We start from the raw sequence: 16,061 nt of genomic DNA, 5'->3' as shown, positions 1-16,061 counted from the left end.
CGGCCCTCCGCAGGATCTCCCGCTCGGTTTCGAGCTTCCGGATTTGGGCCTTGAGCTGCCTGTTCTCTTCCTCCAACACGGACTCGGACGATACCCCGCCGGCCCGCGATGCCGGCCGCGCCGCCCCACCGGACCGGAGCTCGGCCGCGGGAGCGCCGGTGCGTTTGCGTTCGGCCCGCACCCAGTTGCGCAGCGTCTCACGGCTGACTCCCAGATCCTTGCCGATGCCCTCGAACGTGTGGCTCGGATCGGACAGGTACAGCGCGACGGCATCGGCCTTGAACTCCGCCGAGTACGCCTTCATCGCCGTCAGTGACATCTCTTCCTCTGGGACCTTCACGACCCAGTGTTCATGATGTCCTCACTCAGGGGGGAAGCCCCATCCGCCACCGCCACCGCCGTGGCCCTCGACCACCACCTAGTCCCCCGGACCGGCGAGTTCGGTCGGGGCGTACTCCTCCGGCCGCTACGCTCGCCGCCTGCATACCCGCACATCTGCAGGTCGCCGGGCGCACCGGTGGGTCAGGGTTCGCCGACGGCGGCCGATTGGGCGGTCTGTGCGGCGGAGGTGGATCGAAGGAAGGGGACGATGCGGTCGGCGATCGCCTCGTTGTAGGTGACCGGGTGCTGGTTGGGGTTGGCGTGACCGGTGCCGTCGAGTTTGACCACCAGCAGGGTGCCCTCCGGCCCGCCGGAGTGGTCGATGAGGATTCGCTGGCTGTAGTCGACGTCGACGACCCGGTCCGCGGCGGCAACCCGGGGACGCAGGAACACAACCGCGGGACGGGGTTTGCGCTCGCGCAGGTCGGCGAGCGCATCGAGGTTGTCGATGGCGCCGGAAGCGACGATGACTCTGAATTGGGACTCGATCAACCCATTGCTCGCCGCCCGGCGAGAGAGGATCTTCTCGCGCAGGACCTCGCCGAGAACCTCACGCACCTCGGACGGGTCAATGCGAGGGTACCAACTCGAGGGGTCGACAAATCGGTGCTGTCGGGCGGCGACCTCCACGAACAGCCGCAGCACCCGGCTTTCGCGGGCGCCGGGAATCCAACCGATCCACCTCAGCAAATCTTCGCCGGCGTCCCGGCTCTGTGCGCGGACCGCGTGCAAATCGAGGGGCGTGCAATCGAGGATCACCGCGTCGACGGCCAGATCGGTGTCGCGGTAGAGGTGTTCGGCCACTTCGAGGGCGATGACGCCGCCCATGCTGTGCCCGGACACCACGACGGAGCCGACATCTCGGTCGCGGGCATGGATGGTGATCAGGTCGCTGATCACCTTGGTGTCGATACCGCTGTTGTCGTAGCGCACCGCCCAAACCTGCCCGATGCGTGAGAGCGTGGGCAGTGAGGTGGCCGTGCGGGTGGCATCGAGGTTGCCCAGTCCGACCAGTTCGACGACCGCGGTGTCCCTTTCCGACGAACGCTGGGCGTCATACACCGGATGGATCTGCGGTTGAGTGGTGGCGAGCCGGACCTGCTGGGGCAGCACGTCACGCATCCAATACACACTGCTCGCGCACAGCACCGGTACCAGTACCCATACCGCCAACCACACCAGCACGCGGCGGGTGCGCCCGAACCGGACCCAGTGATGCCCGGTTCGGGTCTGTCGCAACCGTGCTCGGCGGAGCTCGTCACTGTAGTCGGCGACGGTGGTTCGGTGGCGTGGGAGCAAGGCAGGCATGGGAATCGGTGCAACAGACACGGTGGGCGGGAGCACGGGGCGGGTCGGTGGGCTTTCTTTCACTGTAGGACCTTGGAGAGGATTCCGATCTGCACCGGGTGTACGACGCCCGCAATTAGCGCCACAATCATCGGCCGTCGGATCGTCACCCACACCGGCGTCCCGTGCCCGAACTCGTCGGATACGCCGCAGACGACACCCTGTGCCCGGCGCAGGTGGGATATTTCCTCGACGAGAGACAGCAAGACTGGTCAGTCACCGCGCAGAATCACTGCGGCGTGACACTGCAGACGTGGTTGGCAATAACCGCGGCCGGTGACGTCAGCGATTTCTCACAGCGGAGAAACCGCTCTCTGTGTACTGGGACGGGGAGTCCTCTCCACCGAGTTCGGCGCGGAGAGCTTGAATTTGCTGGGATAGTTCGGCGACCTGTTGTTGGGTGGCGGCCTGGTTCGCCTCATCTTGTTCGGCCACCTTCTGCACCAGCCAAGATGCGAGGGTGGCAGTGACGACACCGAGTAAGGCGATCCCGGCCACCATCAACCCCACGGCGATTAGCCGTCCGGTAGGGGTGACCGGCGAGAGAGCACCGTATCCGACGGTAGTCACCGTCACGACCGCCCACCACAGGGCATCGGGGAAGGTGGTGATCGTCGCATCGGGGGCGTCACGTTCGGCGTCGAGCATCGCCAACGACGCGACGGCGATCAGCAAGGTTGTACCGGTGATCGCGTAGGTCACCACACGTCCCCGCAGCGCCCCTCCGACCGAGCGCTGAAGGAAACTGACCACCGTCAGCAGGCGAAGCAGGCGCAGCGGCCGAAGAATCGGCAGCACCACGATGGCGAGTTCGTGCAGGTGGTAGACGAACCATCGGCCACGCCGGTCGGCCAACATCAACCGAGTCAGGTAGTCGATGATGAACAGGATCCAGATCACCTGGACAGCGTGTTCGGCCAGTGCGGCGGAGGTCCGCTCCGGCTGCCCCAACACCGTCCACGCGTAGATCCCCAACAAGCCCAATGCGGCGCCGCCGAGTGGCCACTCCGTCTTCCGTTCCCATTGCGCATACGTCATAGCCGCAAGATACGGAGTGGGCGCGAGGAGGCCACCACCGGTCGGACGGCTACCGCCCAAGTGTCGCGGCGAGAGGGAACCCGGGGGACTCGAATTCATCACCATCCGAGCCGGTATCGATTTCGAGCGGGCACGTCCGGGCGTTTGTGGAAGGATGATTGTTGCCCTGATCCCGCGATCTCCCCAAGAGGTCTCGGTGATTCGCGTTCGGCACGTTCCGATCCACGCCGATCCACGCCGCTTCGCGCGCCTCGTTGGCCGACAGAGGAGACCGCCCATGCGCACCTTCGTCCATCTGGTGCTGTTCGTGTGTGCCATCGCGGTCGCGGTCGGCGCGTTCCTCCCCGTCGCCGGTGAAATACAGCCGAGCAACGTCGCGCTCGTAGATCTGCGTGACGGATTCCCCGCCGGATTCACCGTCGAGCAGGTCGAGGACCAGACCGTCGACTTCTACCGATCGATGACGGTATTGCTGCTGGTCGCCGCGGTCCTGCTGCTGGTCGCCGCCGTGGTGGGTTCACGCGCGGCCGGCTGGTTGGCGGTGCTCGTCGGGGTCGGCACCATTGCGGTATTCGGGTGGCGGCTAAACGACCGCTTCGGCGATCTCGTCCGCGACAACTACGACACCTTGCTCAGCGGCCGCTGGGGGTTGTACCTCGCCGGCGGTGGCCTGATCGTCGCGCTGTTCGCCCTGCTGGTGCCGAAGGAACGACCGGCCACCTGAGTCGAGGGCGTTCGACGGTGTGCTCCCAGCTCAGAAGTCCTCGTCGATGCAGGCCAACCGGTCACCGGCCATTCCGGCCTGGCCGGGACCGGTCATGGTGCGCTGCGCGTGCAACACCACCGAGTGGGCCTCGTTGTCGCGCACTTCCCAGTCGACGGCCGTCGTCGCCTGCGCGTCGCCGCTTTCGTCGGTGGTGATGTCGAGCCAGATCTCGTTCTGCGGGTTCGCGTAGGCCGGATCCGTCGACGGGGATTGCGGCGTGGCGGCGGGATCGACATTGTTCTGATTGTGCGGTCCCGAATCCGAGGGTGCCGGCCCGCACGGCTGGGTGTGTGCGTGTACACCGAAGTCGCGGTTGGGTGCCAGGCCGGTCGCGTCGAGGGTGACCGTGGTGCGGCCGTCCTGCTCCTCGGAGTTGATGGTCACGGTCGAACCCACGGGGACAGCAGCTTCGTCGTAGGTGAAGGCGTTGTCGTCGTCGCCGACTTCCCCAGGCAACTGAAACGCCGCGCCCGGTGTGCCGGGCAGCGGAGTCGGGATACCGGTATTCGTCGTGGTTTCGGCGGACGTGGGGGGTGTTTCGACCGTCTCGGTTGATCCGTCGTCGCCGCACCCCGCGGCGACGAGCGCGGTCAGGGATATGCCCGCGATCAGGGCTGCTCGTGGTGTACTCATGCTCGGCGATTACCCCGCGGCAAATGTTGGAATCACACGACATCGCAACTCGATTGGCCGACCAGGAACCCGCGGCACGGAGATGAAGAAGTGGGTGCCCCGAAGCGTCCACAAGTAATGGTGGCGGTCAGCACCCGCAGCGCCGGGTCAGCCGGGCGAGACGGAGGACAGCACGCGTGGGCCCGGTCAGGAGCTCGTGCCAACCGAGCGGGATTACGAAGTGCGCTGCCACGCTGGTGCCAGAGGAACCGGGGCATCGCGGCCCAGACCCGAACAGCATGGTGATGGCGCTGACCCGTCTGTCAACGGACACGAGGAAGTCCGGGCCGGGGATCCGTTGGTGGCAGCGGGCGTTTCGGTGTTGTCGGGCGACGTTCTCCACGAGCGGCCGCGGAACCGCTTTCGCGGGTCTCTGTCACTGCGAAGACGGTGGCAGAAGTTCGCGATCTCTCCCGTGTTTGCGGAGAAATGGTGTGCGGCATTATCCGATGCCTCGTCGCCGCGTGGATGCCATCGCTTGCGGATCCGTTGATGACGCAGGCATGTGCCGGGATGTCCCGGGGTACCCGCACAAGAGAGGCCACCTGAATCGGATGTGACGGGCACGGCACCGTACGACGACCGCGCGGGCGCAGCGAGAAAGGATCGCATGATGCTCGGATTGGGAATCATCGGCTGGATCGTCCTAGGCGGACTGGCCGGATGGATCGGTAGCAAGATCATGGGCACCGACGCCCAACAAGGCATTGTCCTCAACATCGCGGTCGGCGTCGCCGGCGGGCTGCTCGGTGGGCTACTGGTGGGGCTGTTCGGTGTCGACGTCGCAGGGAGGGGACTGATATTCAGCTTTCTTACTTGCCTGTTCGGAGCTCTGATCCTGCTCTTCGTGGTCAAAACCGTCATGGCTCGGCGCACACACCGCTGACAGCGCCGAGGTGGACTCCGCCGCCCCCGTCGATCGCTACGCGGTGGACCACCCGGGCGGTCGGCTCCCCTGTGCGGAGATGCTGACACATAGTCGGGCTCCGACGTGGTCGACGAAACCAAGCCTGCCGCGGATCGGCGCCCAGTGCGCGTCGGATAGTGATCATTGCGCGATCATCCTGACCTCGGGTGCCGGAATCACGTAACACCGGAAGAGCCGGCAAGATCTTTGCGGCAATCTCGGTGCCGCGATTGGTCAATCCCCTGTTACGGCCATCGTGGTCGGGTCACCCGGTGTCGCCGGTGGTGGTGAGGGCGGCGCGGGCGTCGAGGTGGCCGAGTGCCGTGACGGCGAGGACGGTCACACCGATGAGGACGTCGTTGATGGTGGCGGGGGTGGCCCCGCTACCGAATCCGTAGTCGAAGAGCAGCGGGGAGACGATCAACCAGCCCCCGGCCAGCCCACCGGCCGCGGTCGCGGTCAGCACCCGCAGCGGCCGGGTCAACCGGACGAGGCCGAGGACAGCGAGGGCGGACCCGACCAGGAGCTCGTTCCAGCGGGCGGGGGATAAGAAGTCGGTGCCGGGCTCGTGCCAGAGGAACGGCGACATCGCGACCCAGACGCCGAACAGCATGGTGATCGCGCTGACCATGCCTGGGGTCTGTGGGCCGGGGAGCCGTTGGTGCCAGCGGGCGCTTCGATCGGGGCGTTCGGCCGGATCGAACATCAGCCGTTCGACGAACCCGCGGTGGCCGCTCGCCTCGATCAGGGGTAGCGGTCCGGTCGGTGGGTGGTGGCTGCGGATCATGTCGTTCCTTGTCGATTTTTCCCGATTGTCCCGGGGTTCGGGTGGTGGCCCGGCTCTGCGGTTGTGAAGCGCGCGGCGGGACATCTCAGTGGACGTCGACGACGACGGCGTAGGTGCCGACCCCGACCAGGCGGACCCCCTCCACCTGCCCGAGGGAGCCGAGCAGGGCGGTGATCGCCCCGGAGCCGGGATCGAAATCGACGTCGGCGACGGTGCCCCACTCGTTTCCGGCGGTGGTCAGCACCCGTTTGCCGATCAGGGTGTGGTCGCGGCCGGTCAGCGCCGCGATCGCCGCGTCGGGTTCACCGACCGCACCCGGCCCGCCGACGATGACCGCATCGGCGCCGAATGTGCCGATGTTCGCCCACGGCACCACGGTGCCGTCCCCGGATTCTTTCACCCGCACCGCGACCACCCGCCGCACCGCAGGGTCGACCACGAAACCGGCGACCTGCCCGATCGTGTCGGCGGCGTCGGAGCCGACGACCTGCCGGCCCACCGCGGCGGAGAAACGCATCAGGATGCACCTCGTAGTTGCGTCCGGAACGCGGCGACGGCGGCACCGAACCCGGCCAGGTCATCACGGACGAAACCGGTCGCGCTCGCCGGCACGATCAGATGTTCCCCGGACGCGGCCAGCGTGTCCGGCAGCGGCAGCAGCATTTTCGTTCCCGTGCCCCGCACGGCCTGCGACGATTCGATTTCGTAGCCCACGACATCGCACCGTCCGCTGACGGGGTCGCCCACCTCGACGATCACATCGACCACGGCGCCGAGCACGGTGCCGGTGTCGGTGAGCACCTCGGCGCCGAGGACGTCGCTGCCGGATCCGCGGCGGGACGAGGCATGCGCGAGGGCACCCGTCAGCGGGCCCAACGCATCCTCGTCGGCGATCATGACCGCATCGGCGCCGAGCGCGGCCACACGCCCCCACACCAGGCCTCGATCGAGGGGGCCGGAGAACGGTCCCCGCCCGGCGAGGGTGAACCCGGCGACCTGACCGCCGGTGGGCGCATAGACGATGTCCTTGACCTGGGCCACGGCCTCACCGGCCATCGTCACCACCGGGCGGGCGATGATCTCGCTGCAGCGCATCAGTACGCTCATCGCCGACCCCCACCCCCGGCATCCTCAGGGTTGTCCGGGTTGTCCGGGTTGTCCGGGTGGGCGATGATGACCCCACCGGTGCGGCGGCGGGCCTGCACGAGCAGGAGCACACCGATGATCACCGCGACCACTGCCGCGACCACGATCAGCCAACTCCACCACTGCATCAAGATCATCCTTCGACTGCTTCTGTTTCGGGAGACCGATGTACCTGGTGTTTTCGAGCGTACTCTCCGCACCGCGGGCCGGGGCTCTCGAAATGTCGCGTTTTTTCACCGCTGGTGGCGGACCGGCGGTGGGACGGCCATCGTGTTCTGCTGCACCCTTTTTCGCGTCGGCGAGAGGTGGAACGGCAGGACTGCGCGGGAGCCAGCCTTCCAGATCATGCCTGTGTGGATACGGTGCTGCTCCTAACATGGGTTTCATGGAGGGCATCGCGCAGCCTTCGACACCTCTCGGCGACGTTCTGAAGGTGCGTCGCCGCCGCACCTACGTCGGCCGCGAGGGTGAGCGTGAATTGGTTCGGGCCAGGCTGGAGGCGGCCGATCAGCAGCTGTCGGTGCTGTACCTGCACGGCCCCGGAGGCATCGGGAAGACGGCACTGCTCGACCTGCTGGCGGAGATCGCGGCAGACGCGGGTGCCACGGTCGTCCGGCTCGACGGCCGCGACATTCCCCCCTCCCCCACCGCCGTTCTCGACGTACTCGGCGAAACCGTCGACGTGCCCGTCACCGGGGCGATCGCGCGCGGAGAGGAACGACTCTGCGTCCTCGTCGACACCTATGAGGTGCTGGCACCCATCGACGAATGGGTGCGTACTCGGTTGCTGCCCCGACTACCCGCGACGGCGCTCACCGTGATCGCGTCCCGGACGCCGCCCAGCCCGCAGTGGCGGGCCGATGCGGGCTGGTGCAATCTGTTACGCGTGGTGTCGATGCGGAACCTCACCCCGCGGCAGTGCCGCCAGTACCTACGCGAGGTGGCGGTGCCGCCGCAGATGCACGAGCGGATCTGCCAGACCACCCACGGGCACCCGCTGGCGTTGTCGCTGGTGGCCGATGTCGCATCCCGGGGCGGCGAGATCACCGCCGACCCGTTGACCCCCGACCTCATCGGGGTGCTCATGCAACGATTCATCGATGTGGTGCCCAGTCCCGTGCACCGGCGGGCGCTCGAGGTGTGCGCCCTCGCCCGGGTGACCACCGAATCCCTGCTGCGTGACGTCCTCGAACTCGACGACGCGCATGAGGTGTTTGCCTGGCTGCGGCACTTGTCGTTCGTCGACACAGGCCCGGAAGGACTGTTCCCGCACGACCTGGCCCGCGACGTCGTAGACGCTGATCTGCGGTGGCGCGACCTCGACTCCTACACGACCGTGTTCCACCGCGTATGGCGACACCTCCGCCGCAGGCTGACGTTGTGTAGTGGGCGCGAACAGCAGCGTGTGATCTTCGACCTGAAGTTCGTGTTCCGGAATTTGCCCGGGGTCCTCTCCCCGGTGGACTGGGAATCGTGGGGCCATCACTATCCGGAGCCCGCACGCGCAGAGGATCGCGAGACGATCGTCGAGATGGTCCGCTCGCACGAGGGGGCAGAGTCGGCAGAGATCTGTGCCGCGTGGTTCGGCCGCCAACACGACGGGTTCTTCATCGTGCGCCGTCCCGACGGCGGCGCGCGCGGGTTCTTCGGCCTCCTCGATCTCAGTCGCGCGTCCTCCGCCGACCTGGCCGCAGATCCCGGTGCCGCGGCCGCCTGGAACTTCGCCCGAGCGCATGCGCCGCCGAGAAGTGGGGAGGCGATCACCGTGACCCGGTTCGTCGTCGACGGCACCACCTACCAGGACCCGTCACCCACCCTGAACGCCATCCCGATCATCACCATGCAGCGGTACCTGTGCACCCCAATGCTGTCCTGGGACTTCCTCACCCTGGCCGAGCCGGACCGGTGGAACGAGTATTTCGCCGTCGCCGACCTTCCCCGCGCAGAGGGTGCCGATTTCGAAATCGGTGCGCGCCGATACGGGTTGTTCGCACACGACTTCCGGCGCGTCCCGGTCGATGCCTGGTTCGAGCAGGTCGCCGTTCGCGCACTGTCGGAGACTCCCACTGCACCTGCCCTGCCGGCGGCGCACGTGCTGGTGCTGTCCCAGCCCGAGTTCGAGCAGGCAGTCCGGCAGGCGTTGCACGACTGGCACCGCCCCGACCTGCTTCGGCAGAATCCGTTGATTCGCACCCGGCTCATCTGCGATCGCGGCGGCGCCGAACCTGATGTCGCCGAGCTCGACTCGTTGCTCCGCGACGCGGTAGACGCCTTGGCCGACGATCCCCGCGACGACAAACTGGTACGCGCGGTCGACCGGACGTATCTGCGCCCGGCCGCGAACCAGGAGGCCGCCGCCCAAATGCTCGGGTTGCCGTTCAGCACATACCGGCGTCACCTCACCCAAGGTGTTGCACGGATCGTCTCGTGGTTGTGGGATCGCGAAATCTACGGGCCGGCAAGTGAACAGAAGTGAGCAGTAATCGGACTGGTGGTTGAGCACCGAATTCTCGCATTCTCCTCGTAGTCGTTGGCCACATCCCGAGGAGGCTCCCATGACCACGCACATCGGAGACCGAGCAGTCGTGCTCGGCGCCGGCATCGCCGGCTTACTCGCAGCCCGGGTGCTGTCCGAGGCGTACGCGCAGGTGATCGTGGTAGATCACGATCACCTCCCAGCCGACGCGGTCCCGCGACGCTGTGTGCCCCAGGGGCGCCACACCCATGTCCTGATCGAACGCGGTCAACAGGTTCTCGAGGAATTATTTCCCGGTTTCACCGCAGAACTGATCGGGCAGGGGGTCCCCACGCTCGACAACGTGCGCGACGTGCGATGGTGCCTGAGCGGGTACAGGTTTCCGCAACCGAAGAGCGGAATGACCGTCCTCAGCGCCAGCCGGCCCTTCCTCGAAGACCGAGTGCGTGCCCGGGTGAACGAACTGCCCGGTGTCACCATCGAGGACCGCTGCGAGTCCCTGGGCCTGGTCACCGCCCCCAACCACCACCGCGTCACCGGTGTCCGGGTGGTGCGGAATACCGACGGCAGCACCGAGGAGGTGCTCGATGCCGATCTGATCGTCGACGCGACCGGGAGGGCGTCACGCGCCCCGAGGTGGCTGACCGAACTCGGCTTCGACCAACCGGACGAGGACAAGGTGCATGTGGGTCTGGGCTACGCGACCCGGATCTACCGGGCCCCGGCGGTCGGGATGGGTAGCGATCTCGGCGTCGTGATCGGTCCGACACCCGATGCTCCCCGGGGAGGGGCCCTGCAAATGCTCGAGGGCGACCGCTTCCTGGTGACGCTGATGGGGATGCTCGGCGACTATCCCCCCACCGACCCGGACGGTTTCCTCGATTTCGCCCGGTCACTGCGTCTTCCGGATCTCTGCGTGGCGATCCGGAACGCCGACCCGATCGAGCAACCCCGCTCGTTCCGATTTCCGGCGAGCATCCGCCGGCGGTACGAGCGCCTGTCCCGATTCCCTGCCGGGTTCCTCGTGACGGGAGACGGCTTCTGCAGCTTCAACCCGATCTATGCGCAGGGCATGACCGTGGCCGCGCTCGAAGCCATCACGCTGCGCCGTCACCTGAACCGCGGGTCTGAACCGGACGCACGGGCGTTCTTCCGCGACATGTCGAAGGTGGTCGACGTGCCCTGGCGTCTGTCGGTCGGAGCGGACCTGGCCTTCCCGGAGGTGGTCGGAGATCGCAGCCTCGGCGTGCGGATCGCTAACGCCTACATCCCGCGGCTGCACGCCGTGGCCGCACACGATCCCGTGCTGGCAGCCGCCTTCCTCCGCGTCGCCGCCCTGATCGATCGTCCCGAACGGTTGATGAGCCCGAGGAACATGCTCCGCGTTCTGCGGCAGAATCTGCCTCACCCCGGCCCCCACCACTCGCCACCGAGCACATGCGGTGAACGTCCCATGACCGGCATCCCGACCCCGGGCAACGCGGCGCCCGCCCGAGAATGCGCATCACCCGCGCGCCGTGATGGCCACGCGCATACCCCAGGGCGCATGGCTGGGCCCGCGCATCCTCCGTGATCAGCACCGCAATACCTTTTCAGTGGAGCCGTACGGGGTGACGTTACTCAGCGCGAATCGCAGGCCTGTGCGCCGCCGACGGCATCGACGGCGGTCACCCCGACGATCTGTGACTGCCGACGAGCCAGAGTTGTGTCGAGCCGGGAGTTCGCCGGATGGTACTCCATTCGGGTACGACCAGGATCACCTACGAGGCGGGCTGAGGGTATTGGCAGTCGACGGTGGGGTTCACGCCGGCGTAGTTCAGCGGTCCGGCCACGATGGTGACCGCAATGGTGCCGACGCTGGCGCAGTGGGTCGACGCGTCGTCGTAGTATCCGCGTTGCCCGGCGGCGACGGCGCCGATGATCAGCCAGATCAGCACCAGCACGCCAAGCAGGCCGGAGAGCCGGCTTCGGGTTCGCATCGTCTTCTCCTGTCTACGAGGCTCAGTTGCGGATTCGGCGTGCTGCGGCAAGGGCCTCGTCGACCGTGTCGCAGCACCCCAGCGTGGCGTCGAGGCCGGTCAGATTCAGTATGCGGCGCACCTGTGGTTGCGCGGCCGTGGTGAGGGTGGCGTTCCGGCGGCGTACTCGGCTCGCCGCGGTCTCGAACAACGCCATACCGGTACATCCGAGGAACGGCACGCGTGTCAGATCAAGGACCAGGTCACCGTGGTCGGCGGTCACCTTCCACAGGTACGGCGCCAGCACGGGCACGGTGGTGATATCGACCTCGCCGCACACGACCATCACCGCGATACCGCCATGGCGGTTCTGGACACCAACCTGCAACGGAGGCTGCGTGCTGGTGGTCTTCGACACAGAGTCCGGCCACCCGCATAGGTCTGGGGCGCATGCTGAAGATGGTTCGGGGTTCACCACGAATTCCGTTCGGTGCGAGTCGGCGCTGGGAATCAGCGTGCCCACACATGCAGACCCCAAAGACACAGGCCCGGGCCCAGTCTGGCGTACCGCGTGTGTAGATCGTCTCTGCCGTCCACGCTAGCGATCTGTGACCACGATGGCCAACGCCGAGTGCCCTGGACCGCGCATGGTTATGTGATTGCAATGCCGAGTCAGCTCTCGGTCACCATGTCCGGCGCGCTGTCTTCCCCCGGTGCTGACCACCGGGCGCCCGGTAAGGATGCATCATCGAATAACTGTAGCGAGCAATACTTGGTGTGGCGTTCATATCACCTGTTGCCGGGTTGATATATCGGTGAATTGGGAATCCGGTCCGTAGTTCGATGGTCGTGGTCGTGGTCGTGGGACTCGGGACCATCGTGACATTCAGATGGCGGCTGCTGCGACCGCTTCGGCGATATCGTCCGCGACAACAACGACACCTTGCTCTGCGGCCGTGGGGTCGCACCTGCCCCGTTCCTTCCCGTCGGGCTTTGCCATCAGCTCGGTGAGCCTCGGGGCCGTTTGCTGTTAACCGTGGTTTTCGGGGAACTCCCTTCCCTGTGACGGCATCAACCACCACCGCAGGGCCCGCGCGGCCGCTGGCCACAGTGGGTGCAGATGAGAAATCGGACGGCCCGGCGTGCCGAAGCGTCCGCCGTCCTCACCATCATCGGAGAGTCCATAGAGCTTTCCCTTGTCGTCGAGGTATCTTCTTGGGTTCTTCAGAATGCCGCGCTCGGAGAGCAAGCTGCGCCGGACCTTCGACGTCTCCACCGGCGCAGATATCGGGTACAGAAGCCGGGGACGGAGCGGGGTCCACCTCTGCTCTGAGCAGTTGTGCGCCGACCGCGGATGATCTGTAGTGACCCGGCCGCCCGGGTATTCGCCGATCATCGGCGCGCTCAACCGAAAGGAGAGACGCCCTGCCCTGCAAGGCCGTTAGATCGACATCAACTCAGCGGCGGATACGGGAATCACTCACCCACGACATGTGCCACACTCTGCAGCATGGCTGTCGATCCTGGTGGTGCCGACCTGAAACGCTTTCTCGCCGAGGACCCTGGTGGCCCGGTAGTGATGCTGAACCTGCTGCGGTTCGTCGACGGCGGACGTGCACTCTACGACCGTTACGCTGCCGCTTTGAGTGAGACCTTCCTGCCACGTTACGGCGGCGAAGTCCTCTACGCGGGTGACGGTGCGACAACCCTCGTCGCCGAATCCGGGCAAGACTGGGACGCCGTGTTGCTGGTGCGGTACCCGTCGCGGCGTGCCTTCTCTGAGATGGTGGCCGATCCGGCCTACCAGCGTGTCACCGCATGGCGCACCGAAGCGCTAAAAGAAGCCGTCTTGCAAGCTACCGTGCCCTGGCCCACTCGGCCCTGACCACTGATCGGCAGCCGTCGCCGAGGAGCACGGCGGGCACCGCTTCCCTGCCCGCCGGGGAGTAGACGAGGGGACTTTCGCGCCGGAGCCTCGACCGGAAACGGCCGCCGTCGCGGCCGCGTACCGAAATGACTCGGATCTCTTACAGGAATCGCCGATGTTGACTTGCAGCGATGCTCGACAGCTATCCCCAGGACGTCGGGGGCACACCAAGGCGTGAATCGAATACGTCCAGACTTGCACTTTATTCGCCGACCGCCGTACAGAAGATAGTGTGCCGGGCAAGTGCATGCTGCTCGTTGTGGTGCTACGTCGCAGGACTGTGATTCGAGCGCCATCTCGGCGCGGGAGACAATCCTCGTGGCGGCGGTGGTCGAGACGTTGCGCCGGATGTCACCTGGTCCCCGGCGCGCGCAGGTCATCCCGAGACCCGACGACGGCCGTACGGTGACCCGGTGCGTCGGCATTGGGGTTCAGAGCTGCCGGCGTACCCCCGGCTCTCGGGCCAGCTCGGTGAACTGGGCGGCCGCGTTGCCGTCCATAGCGGTCGCAGCGGACCCACGCCGCCATAGCGGTACGCCACCTGTGTTCTGCGCTTCGAGCTCGAATCCGAGGGCGGCGTACCAACTCACGACCGCGAGCAGCACACCGATCCATCCCGCCGCACTCTGCCAACCGGAGGCTCCCGTGAGCTCCGCGAGCCCGGTCACCGCGAACCGTACCGCGCTGAGCGCCATCACCGTCGCCGCTACAGTCTTTGCGCGGCCTGCCAGGGCAGGGACCACAACCGCCGCTCCCGCGGCAATCAGTACCACTCCAAGGGCGGCGCTGTCCGCGCCGGGCGGGGACTGCACGGTTACCAACCCCACCGCCGCCCACGTCCCGGCCAGAAGCCCCATTCCGGTTCCCGCCACCGGATCGCGGGCCAGGAACCCGAACACACAGGCGATCAGCTGCACCGGAACAGTCAACCCGAGCACCGCCAACGCGATCATCGTTCCCTGCTCTGGTGGCACCCATCCCAGTTGCAGGCCGGCAAAGGAGAAGGTGGCCACACAGAGCCCCAGAAAACCGAGCGGCAGTGGCGTACCAAGCGGACGAAGATGGATACGAACGGCGGCCTGCGGCTCGAGCGGGTCAGAGGACGGGAGATAGCGCCCCGTGGGGTGGTGGGCTTTGAGGTTGAATCCTCGGTGCCTACTCGCCACGGTTGATCGCGGCGATGGTTTCAGTATCGCCGCTGGGGCCCAGCAACGCCATCGACCCCTCGGAGAGGTAGCGGCGCTCGCCGGACTGCCACTCATCGTGCATGTCGGCCAGGACCGCACCGACGAGCCGGATCACGGCCGCCTCGTTGGGGAAGATGCCTACCACGCGGGCTCTGCGCTTGATCTCTTTGTTTACCCGCTCCAACGGATTCGTCGACCAAATCTTCGACCAGTGCGCCCGCGGAAATGTGCTGAATGCCAGTACCTCTGACTTCGCCTGGTCCATCAAGGGACCGATCTTGGGGAACCGGCCGGCCAACTGATCACGGACCTCGTCCCACGTCGAGGCGGCGGTCGCGGGATCGGGCTGGGCGAAGATCGTGCGAAACACCGCGGCGACCATGTCGGAGTGCGACTTGGGAACATGCGCTAGCAAATTTCGCGCGAAATGCACACGACACCGCTGATGCGCCGACCCCTGGAACGAGCGCCGCAGTGCCGCGACCAGGCCGGCGTGCTGGTCACTGATGACCAGTCGGACACCCGACAAGCCGCGTTTCTTCAGCGCGGCGAGGAAGCCACGCCAGAACACCTCGTCCTCACTGTCCCCGACATCGAGGCCGAGGACCTCACGTGCACCCTCGGCGGTGATCCCCGTGGCGACCACGACCGCCATCGAGGTCACCTGCGAAGAGGAGTTGCGTACGTGGAGATAGGTCGCGTCGAGGTAGACGTAAGGAAACGCGGTGTGGTCGAGCGAGCGGGTCCGAAACGCGCCGACAACTTCGTCGAGGCCCGCGCAGATCCGCGACACCTCGGACTTGGAAATACCCGAATCGATTCCCAGAGCCGCGACGAGGTCGTCGACGCTGCGGGTGGAGACGCCGTGGACGTACGCCTCCATCACCACCGCGTACAGCGCTTGGTCGATCCGTCGACGGGGTTCAAGGATCGAGGGGTAGAACGAGCCCTTGCGCAGTTTCGGGATCCGCAATTGGACGTCGCCGGCCTGGGTGGCCACCAACCGGGGCCTGGCCCCGTTGCGTTCGGTGGTGCGGGCCTCGGTGCGTTCATAGCGGCCGGCGCCGATCTGTTCGGTGGCTTCGGTTTCGATCAGTTCTTGCATGACCATCCGGACCGATTCACGGATCAAATCCACGCCTTCTCCGGCGCGGAATGCGTCGAGTAGCTCGGACAGGGCAGACTGGGACAGGGCCATCGGTGGACCTCTTTCTTCGATGCGTGCTTGGCCGTACACACCGAAGATCCCGCCGATGGCCCTCTTTACGTCGGAGCCGCGCCGCTCAGTCCCAAACCCCACCACTCCACGGGACGCCTACGGACGGGATGGTCATAGACTGAGGACTACCCATGCATTGAATGAGCAAACTACCCCTCATTCCACGAAAATTGGTCGCCAACAGGGTCTCTCCGCTGGAAAGCGGATCCACGCTCGGGAGGATCCGTGCGGCATGCTGCAGTTCAATGAT

At 66.4% G+C, this 16,061-nt stretch carries 18 protein-coding genes; 5 read left to right on the top strand and 13 right to left on the bottom strand.

All coding sequences use genetic code 11. The features are described 5' to 3' along the window. The 4 genes from ACH49N_RS38045 to ACH49N_RS38030 form a co-directional block, all read right to left on the bottom strand. A partial coding sequence (locus tag ACH49N_RS38045; protein WP_358278429.1) for a transposase occupies positions 1–319 on the bottom strand: 319 nt, incomplete at its 3' end. Positions 320–522: 203 nt separating this feature from the next. Next, positions 523–1,689 carry an alpha/beta fold hydrolase gene (locus ACH49N_RS38040; RefSeq protein ID WP_358278425.1) on the bottom strand — a complete coding sequence of 389 codons (1,167 nt, stop codon included), beginning with the start codon at positions 1,687–1,689 and terminating at the stop codon, positions 523–525. Positions 1,690–1,748: 59 nt separating this feature from the next. Continuing rightward, complete coding sequence (locus tag ACH49N_RS38035) at positions 1,749–1,934, bottom strand: hypothetical protein (protein ID WP_358278423.1); 186 nt, start codon at positions 1,932–1,934, stop codon at positions 1,749–1,751. A 76-nt stretch (positions 1,935–2,010) separates the two neighbouring features. Then, on the bottom strand, positions 2,011–2,766 hold the full coding sequence (locus ACH49N_RS38030) for a potassium channel family protein (protein ID WP_358278421.1): 756 nt from the start codon (positions 2,764–2,766) through the stop codon (positions 2,011–2,013). Positions 2,767–3,043: 277 nt separating this feature from the next. On the opposite strand from ACH49N_RS38030, the gene ACH49N_RS38025 reads away from it, so the two are divergent. Then, on the top strand, positions 3,044–3,490 hold the full coding sequence (locus tag ACH49N_RS38025) for a hypothetical protein (protein ID WP_358278419.1): 447 nt from the start codon (positions 3,044–3,046) through the stop codon (positions 3,488–3,490). A 30-nt stretch (positions 3,491–3,520) separates the two neighbouring features. Here the strand turns inward: ACH49N_RS38025 and ACH49N_RS38020 are convergent, their stop codons facing one another. Beyond that, a complete protein-coding gene (locus ACH49N_RS38020) occupies positions 3,521–4,165 on the bottom strand; it encodes a superoxide dismutase family protein (protein ID WP_358278417.1) in 645 nt (214 codons plus the stop codon). 652 nt (positions 4,166–4,817) lie between these two features. Here ACH49N_RS38020 and ACH49N_RS38015 point away from each other — a divergent pair. Continuing rightward, a complete protein-coding gene (locus tag ACH49N_RS38015) occupies positions 4,818–5,090 on the top strand; it encodes a GlsB/YeaQ/YmgE family stress response membrane protein (protein WP_159929039.1) in 273 nt (90 codons plus the stop codon). A 286-nt stretch (positions 5,091–5,376) separates the two neighbouring features. Here ACH49N_RS38015 and ACH49N_RS38010 read toward each other — a convergent pair whose 3' ends face one another. The 4 genes from ACH49N_RS38010 to ACH49N_RS37995 form a co-directional block, all read right to left on the bottom strand. Then, positions 5,377–5,898: an SPW repeat protein gene (locus ACH49N_RS38010; protein ID WP_358278415.1), complete on the bottom strand. Its 522-nt coding sequence runs from the start codon at positions 5,896–5,898 to the stop codon at positions 5,377–5,379. A gap of 85 nt (positions 5,899–5,983) precedes the next feature. After that, entirely contained in the window at positions 5,984–6,415 is a 432-nt protein-coding gene (locus tag ACH49N_RS38005) for a PRC-barrel domain-containing protein (RefSeq protein ID WP_358278413.1), read from the bottom strand. Next, entirely contained in the window at positions 6,415–7,005 is a 591-nt protein-coding gene (locus tag ACH49N_RS38000) for a PRC-barrel domain-containing protein (protein WP_358278411.1), read from the bottom strand. The genes ACH49N_RS38005 and ACH49N_RS38000 overlap by 1 nt, the downstream gene beginning before the upstream one ends. Beyond that, a complete protein-coding gene (locus ACH49N_RS37995) occupies positions 7,002–7,181 on the bottom strand; it encodes a hypothetical protein (protein ID WP_397505200.1) in 180 nt (59 codons plus the stop codon). Before ACH49N_RS37995 ends, ACH49N_RS38000 begins: the two co-directional genes overlap by 4 nt. 248 nt (positions 7,182–7,429) lie before the next feature. Between ACH49N_RS37995 and ACH49N_RS37990 the strand changes: the two genes are divergently transcribed. Continuing rightward, the gene (locus ACH49N_RS37990) at positions 7,430–9,520 is read left to right on the top strand and encodes an ATP-binding protein (protein ID WP_358278407.1); all 2,091 of its coding nucleotides are present in this window, start codon (positions 7,430–7,432) and stop codon (positions 9,518–9,520) included. Positions 9,521–9,599: 79 nt separating this feature from the next. Beyond that, positions 9,600–11,093, top strand: coding sequence for an FAD-binding monooxygenase (locus tag ACH49N_RS37985; protein WP_358278405.1), 1,494 nt, complete (start codon positions 9,600–9,602; stop codon positions 11,091–11,093). 187 nt (positions 11,094–11,280) lie between these two features. Here the strand turns inward: ACH49N_RS37985 and ACH49N_RS37980 are convergent, their stop codons facing one another. Together ACH49N_RS37980 and ACH49N_RS37975 are read right to left on the bottom strand one after the other, a co-directional pair. Beyond that, a complete protein-coding gene (locus ACH49N_RS37980) occupies positions 11,281–11,499 on the bottom strand; it encodes a hypothetical protein (protein WP_159927909.1) in 219 nt (72 codons plus the stop codon). 22 nt (positions 11,500–11,521) lie between these two features. Continuing rightward, positions 11,522–11,896, bottom strand: coding sequence for an STAS domain-containing protein (locus ACH49N_RS37975; protein ID WP_358278403.1), 375 nt, complete (start codon positions 11,894–11,896; stop codon positions 11,522–11,524). Positions 11,897–12,988: 1,092 nt separating this feature from the next. Between ACH49N_RS37975 and ACH49N_RS37970 the strand changes: the two genes are divergently transcribed. After that, positions 12,989–13,363, top strand: a complete 375-nt coding sequence (locus ACH49N_RS37970; RefSeq protein ID WP_358278401.1) for a DUF1330 domain-containing protein — start codon at positions 12,989–12,991, stop codon at positions 13,361–13,363. Positions 13,364–13,836: 473 nt separating this feature from the next. On the opposite strand, the gene ACH49N_RS37965 is transcribed toward ACH49N_RS37970, so the two are convergent. Continuing rightward, positions 13,837–14,667 (bottom strand): GPR1/FUN34/YaaH family transporter, encoded by an 831-nt coding sequence (locus ACH49N_RS37965; RefSeq protein WP_358278399.1) that lies wholly within the window; start codon positions 14,665–14,667, stop codon positions 13,837–13,839. Beyond that, a complete protein-coding gene (locus ACH49N_RS37960) occupies positions 14,561–15,790 on the bottom strand; it encodes an IS256 family transposase (protein WP_358278397.1) in 1,230 nt (409 codons plus the stop codon). The genes ACH49N_RS37965 and ACH49N_RS37960 overlap by 107 nt, the downstream gene beginning before the upstream one ends. Positions 15,791–16,061: the final 271 nt, after the last annotated feature.

This window comes from Rhodococcus sp. NPDC019647, from assembly GCF_044389235.1.
Classification (GTDB): Bacteria; Actinomycetota; Actinomycetes; order Mycobacteriales; family Mycobacteriaceae; genus Rhodococcus_F; species Rhodococcus_F oxybenzonivorans.
Note: the sequence above shows the minus strand (reverse complement) of the source record. Positions and strands in the feature narration are given on the sequence as shown.

Excerpts from the sequence above, each read along its gene's own strand:
- ACH49N_RS37985 (WP_358278405.1), top strand. The coding sequence starts at position 9,600 with ATGACCACGCACATCGGAGACCGAGCAGTCGTGCTCGGCGCCGGCATC.
- ACH49N_RS38015 (WP_159929039.1), top strand. The coding sequence starts at position 4,818 with ATGCTCGGATTGGGAATCATCGGCTGGATCGTCCTAGGCGGACTGGCC.
- ACH49N_RS38010 (WP_358278415.1), bottom strand. The coding sequence starts at position 5,898 with ATGATCCGCAGCCACCACCCACCGACCGGACCGCTACCCCTGATCGAG.
- ACH49N_RS38020 (WP_358278417.1), bottom strand. The coding sequence starts at position 4,165 with ATGAGTACACCACGAGCAGCCCTGATCGCGGGCATATCCCTGACCGCG.
- ACH49N_RS37970 (WP_358278401.1), top strand. The coding sequence starts at position 12,989 with ATGGCTGTCGATCCTGGTGGTGCCGACCTGAAACGCTTTCTCGCCGAG.
- ACH49N_RS37980 (WP_159927909.1), bottom strand. The coding sequence starts at position 11,499 with ATGCGAACCCGAAGCCGGCTCTCCGGCCTGCTTGGCGTGCTGGTGCTG.
- ACH49N_RS37960 (WP_358278397.1), bottom strand. The coding sequence starts at position 15,790 with ATGGCCCTGTCCCAGTCTGCCCTGTCCGAGCTACTCGACGCATTCCGC.
- ACH49N_RS37965 (WP_358278399.1), bottom strand. The coding sequence starts at position 14,667 with ATGAGTGGCAGTCCGGCGAGCGCCGCTACCTCTCCGAGGGGTCGATGG.
- ACH49N_RS38030 (WP_358278421.1), bottom strand. The coding sequence starts at position 2,766 with ATGACGTATGCGCAATGGGAACGGAAGACGGAGTGGCCACTCGGCGGC.
- ACH49N_RS38025 (WP_358278419.1), top strand. The coding sequence starts at position 3,044 with ATGCGCACCTTCGTCCATCTGGTGCTGTTCGTGTGTGCCATCGCGGTC.
- ACH49N_RS38005 (WP_358278413.1), bottom strand. The coding sequence starts at position 6,415 with ATGCGTTTCTCCGCCGCGGTGGGCCGGCAGGTCGTCGGCTCCGACGCC.
- ACH49N_RS37990 (WP_358278407.1), top strand. The coding sequence starts at position 7,430 with ATGGAGGGCATCGCGCAGCCTTCGACACCTCTCGGCGACGTTCTGAAG.
- ACH49N_RS38000 (WP_358278411.1), bottom strand. The coding sequence starts at position 7,005 with ATGAGCGTACTGATGCGCTGCAGCGAGATCATCGCCCGCCCGGTGGTG.
- ACH49N_RS37995 (WP_397505200.1), bottom strand. The coding sequence starts at position 7,181 with ATGATCTTGATGCAGTGGTGGAGTTGGCTGATCGTGGTCGCGGCAGTG.
- ACH49N_RS38040 (WP_358278425.1), bottom strand. The coding sequence starts at position 1,689 with ATGCCTGCCTTGCTCCCACGCCACCGAACCACCGTCGCCGACTACAGT.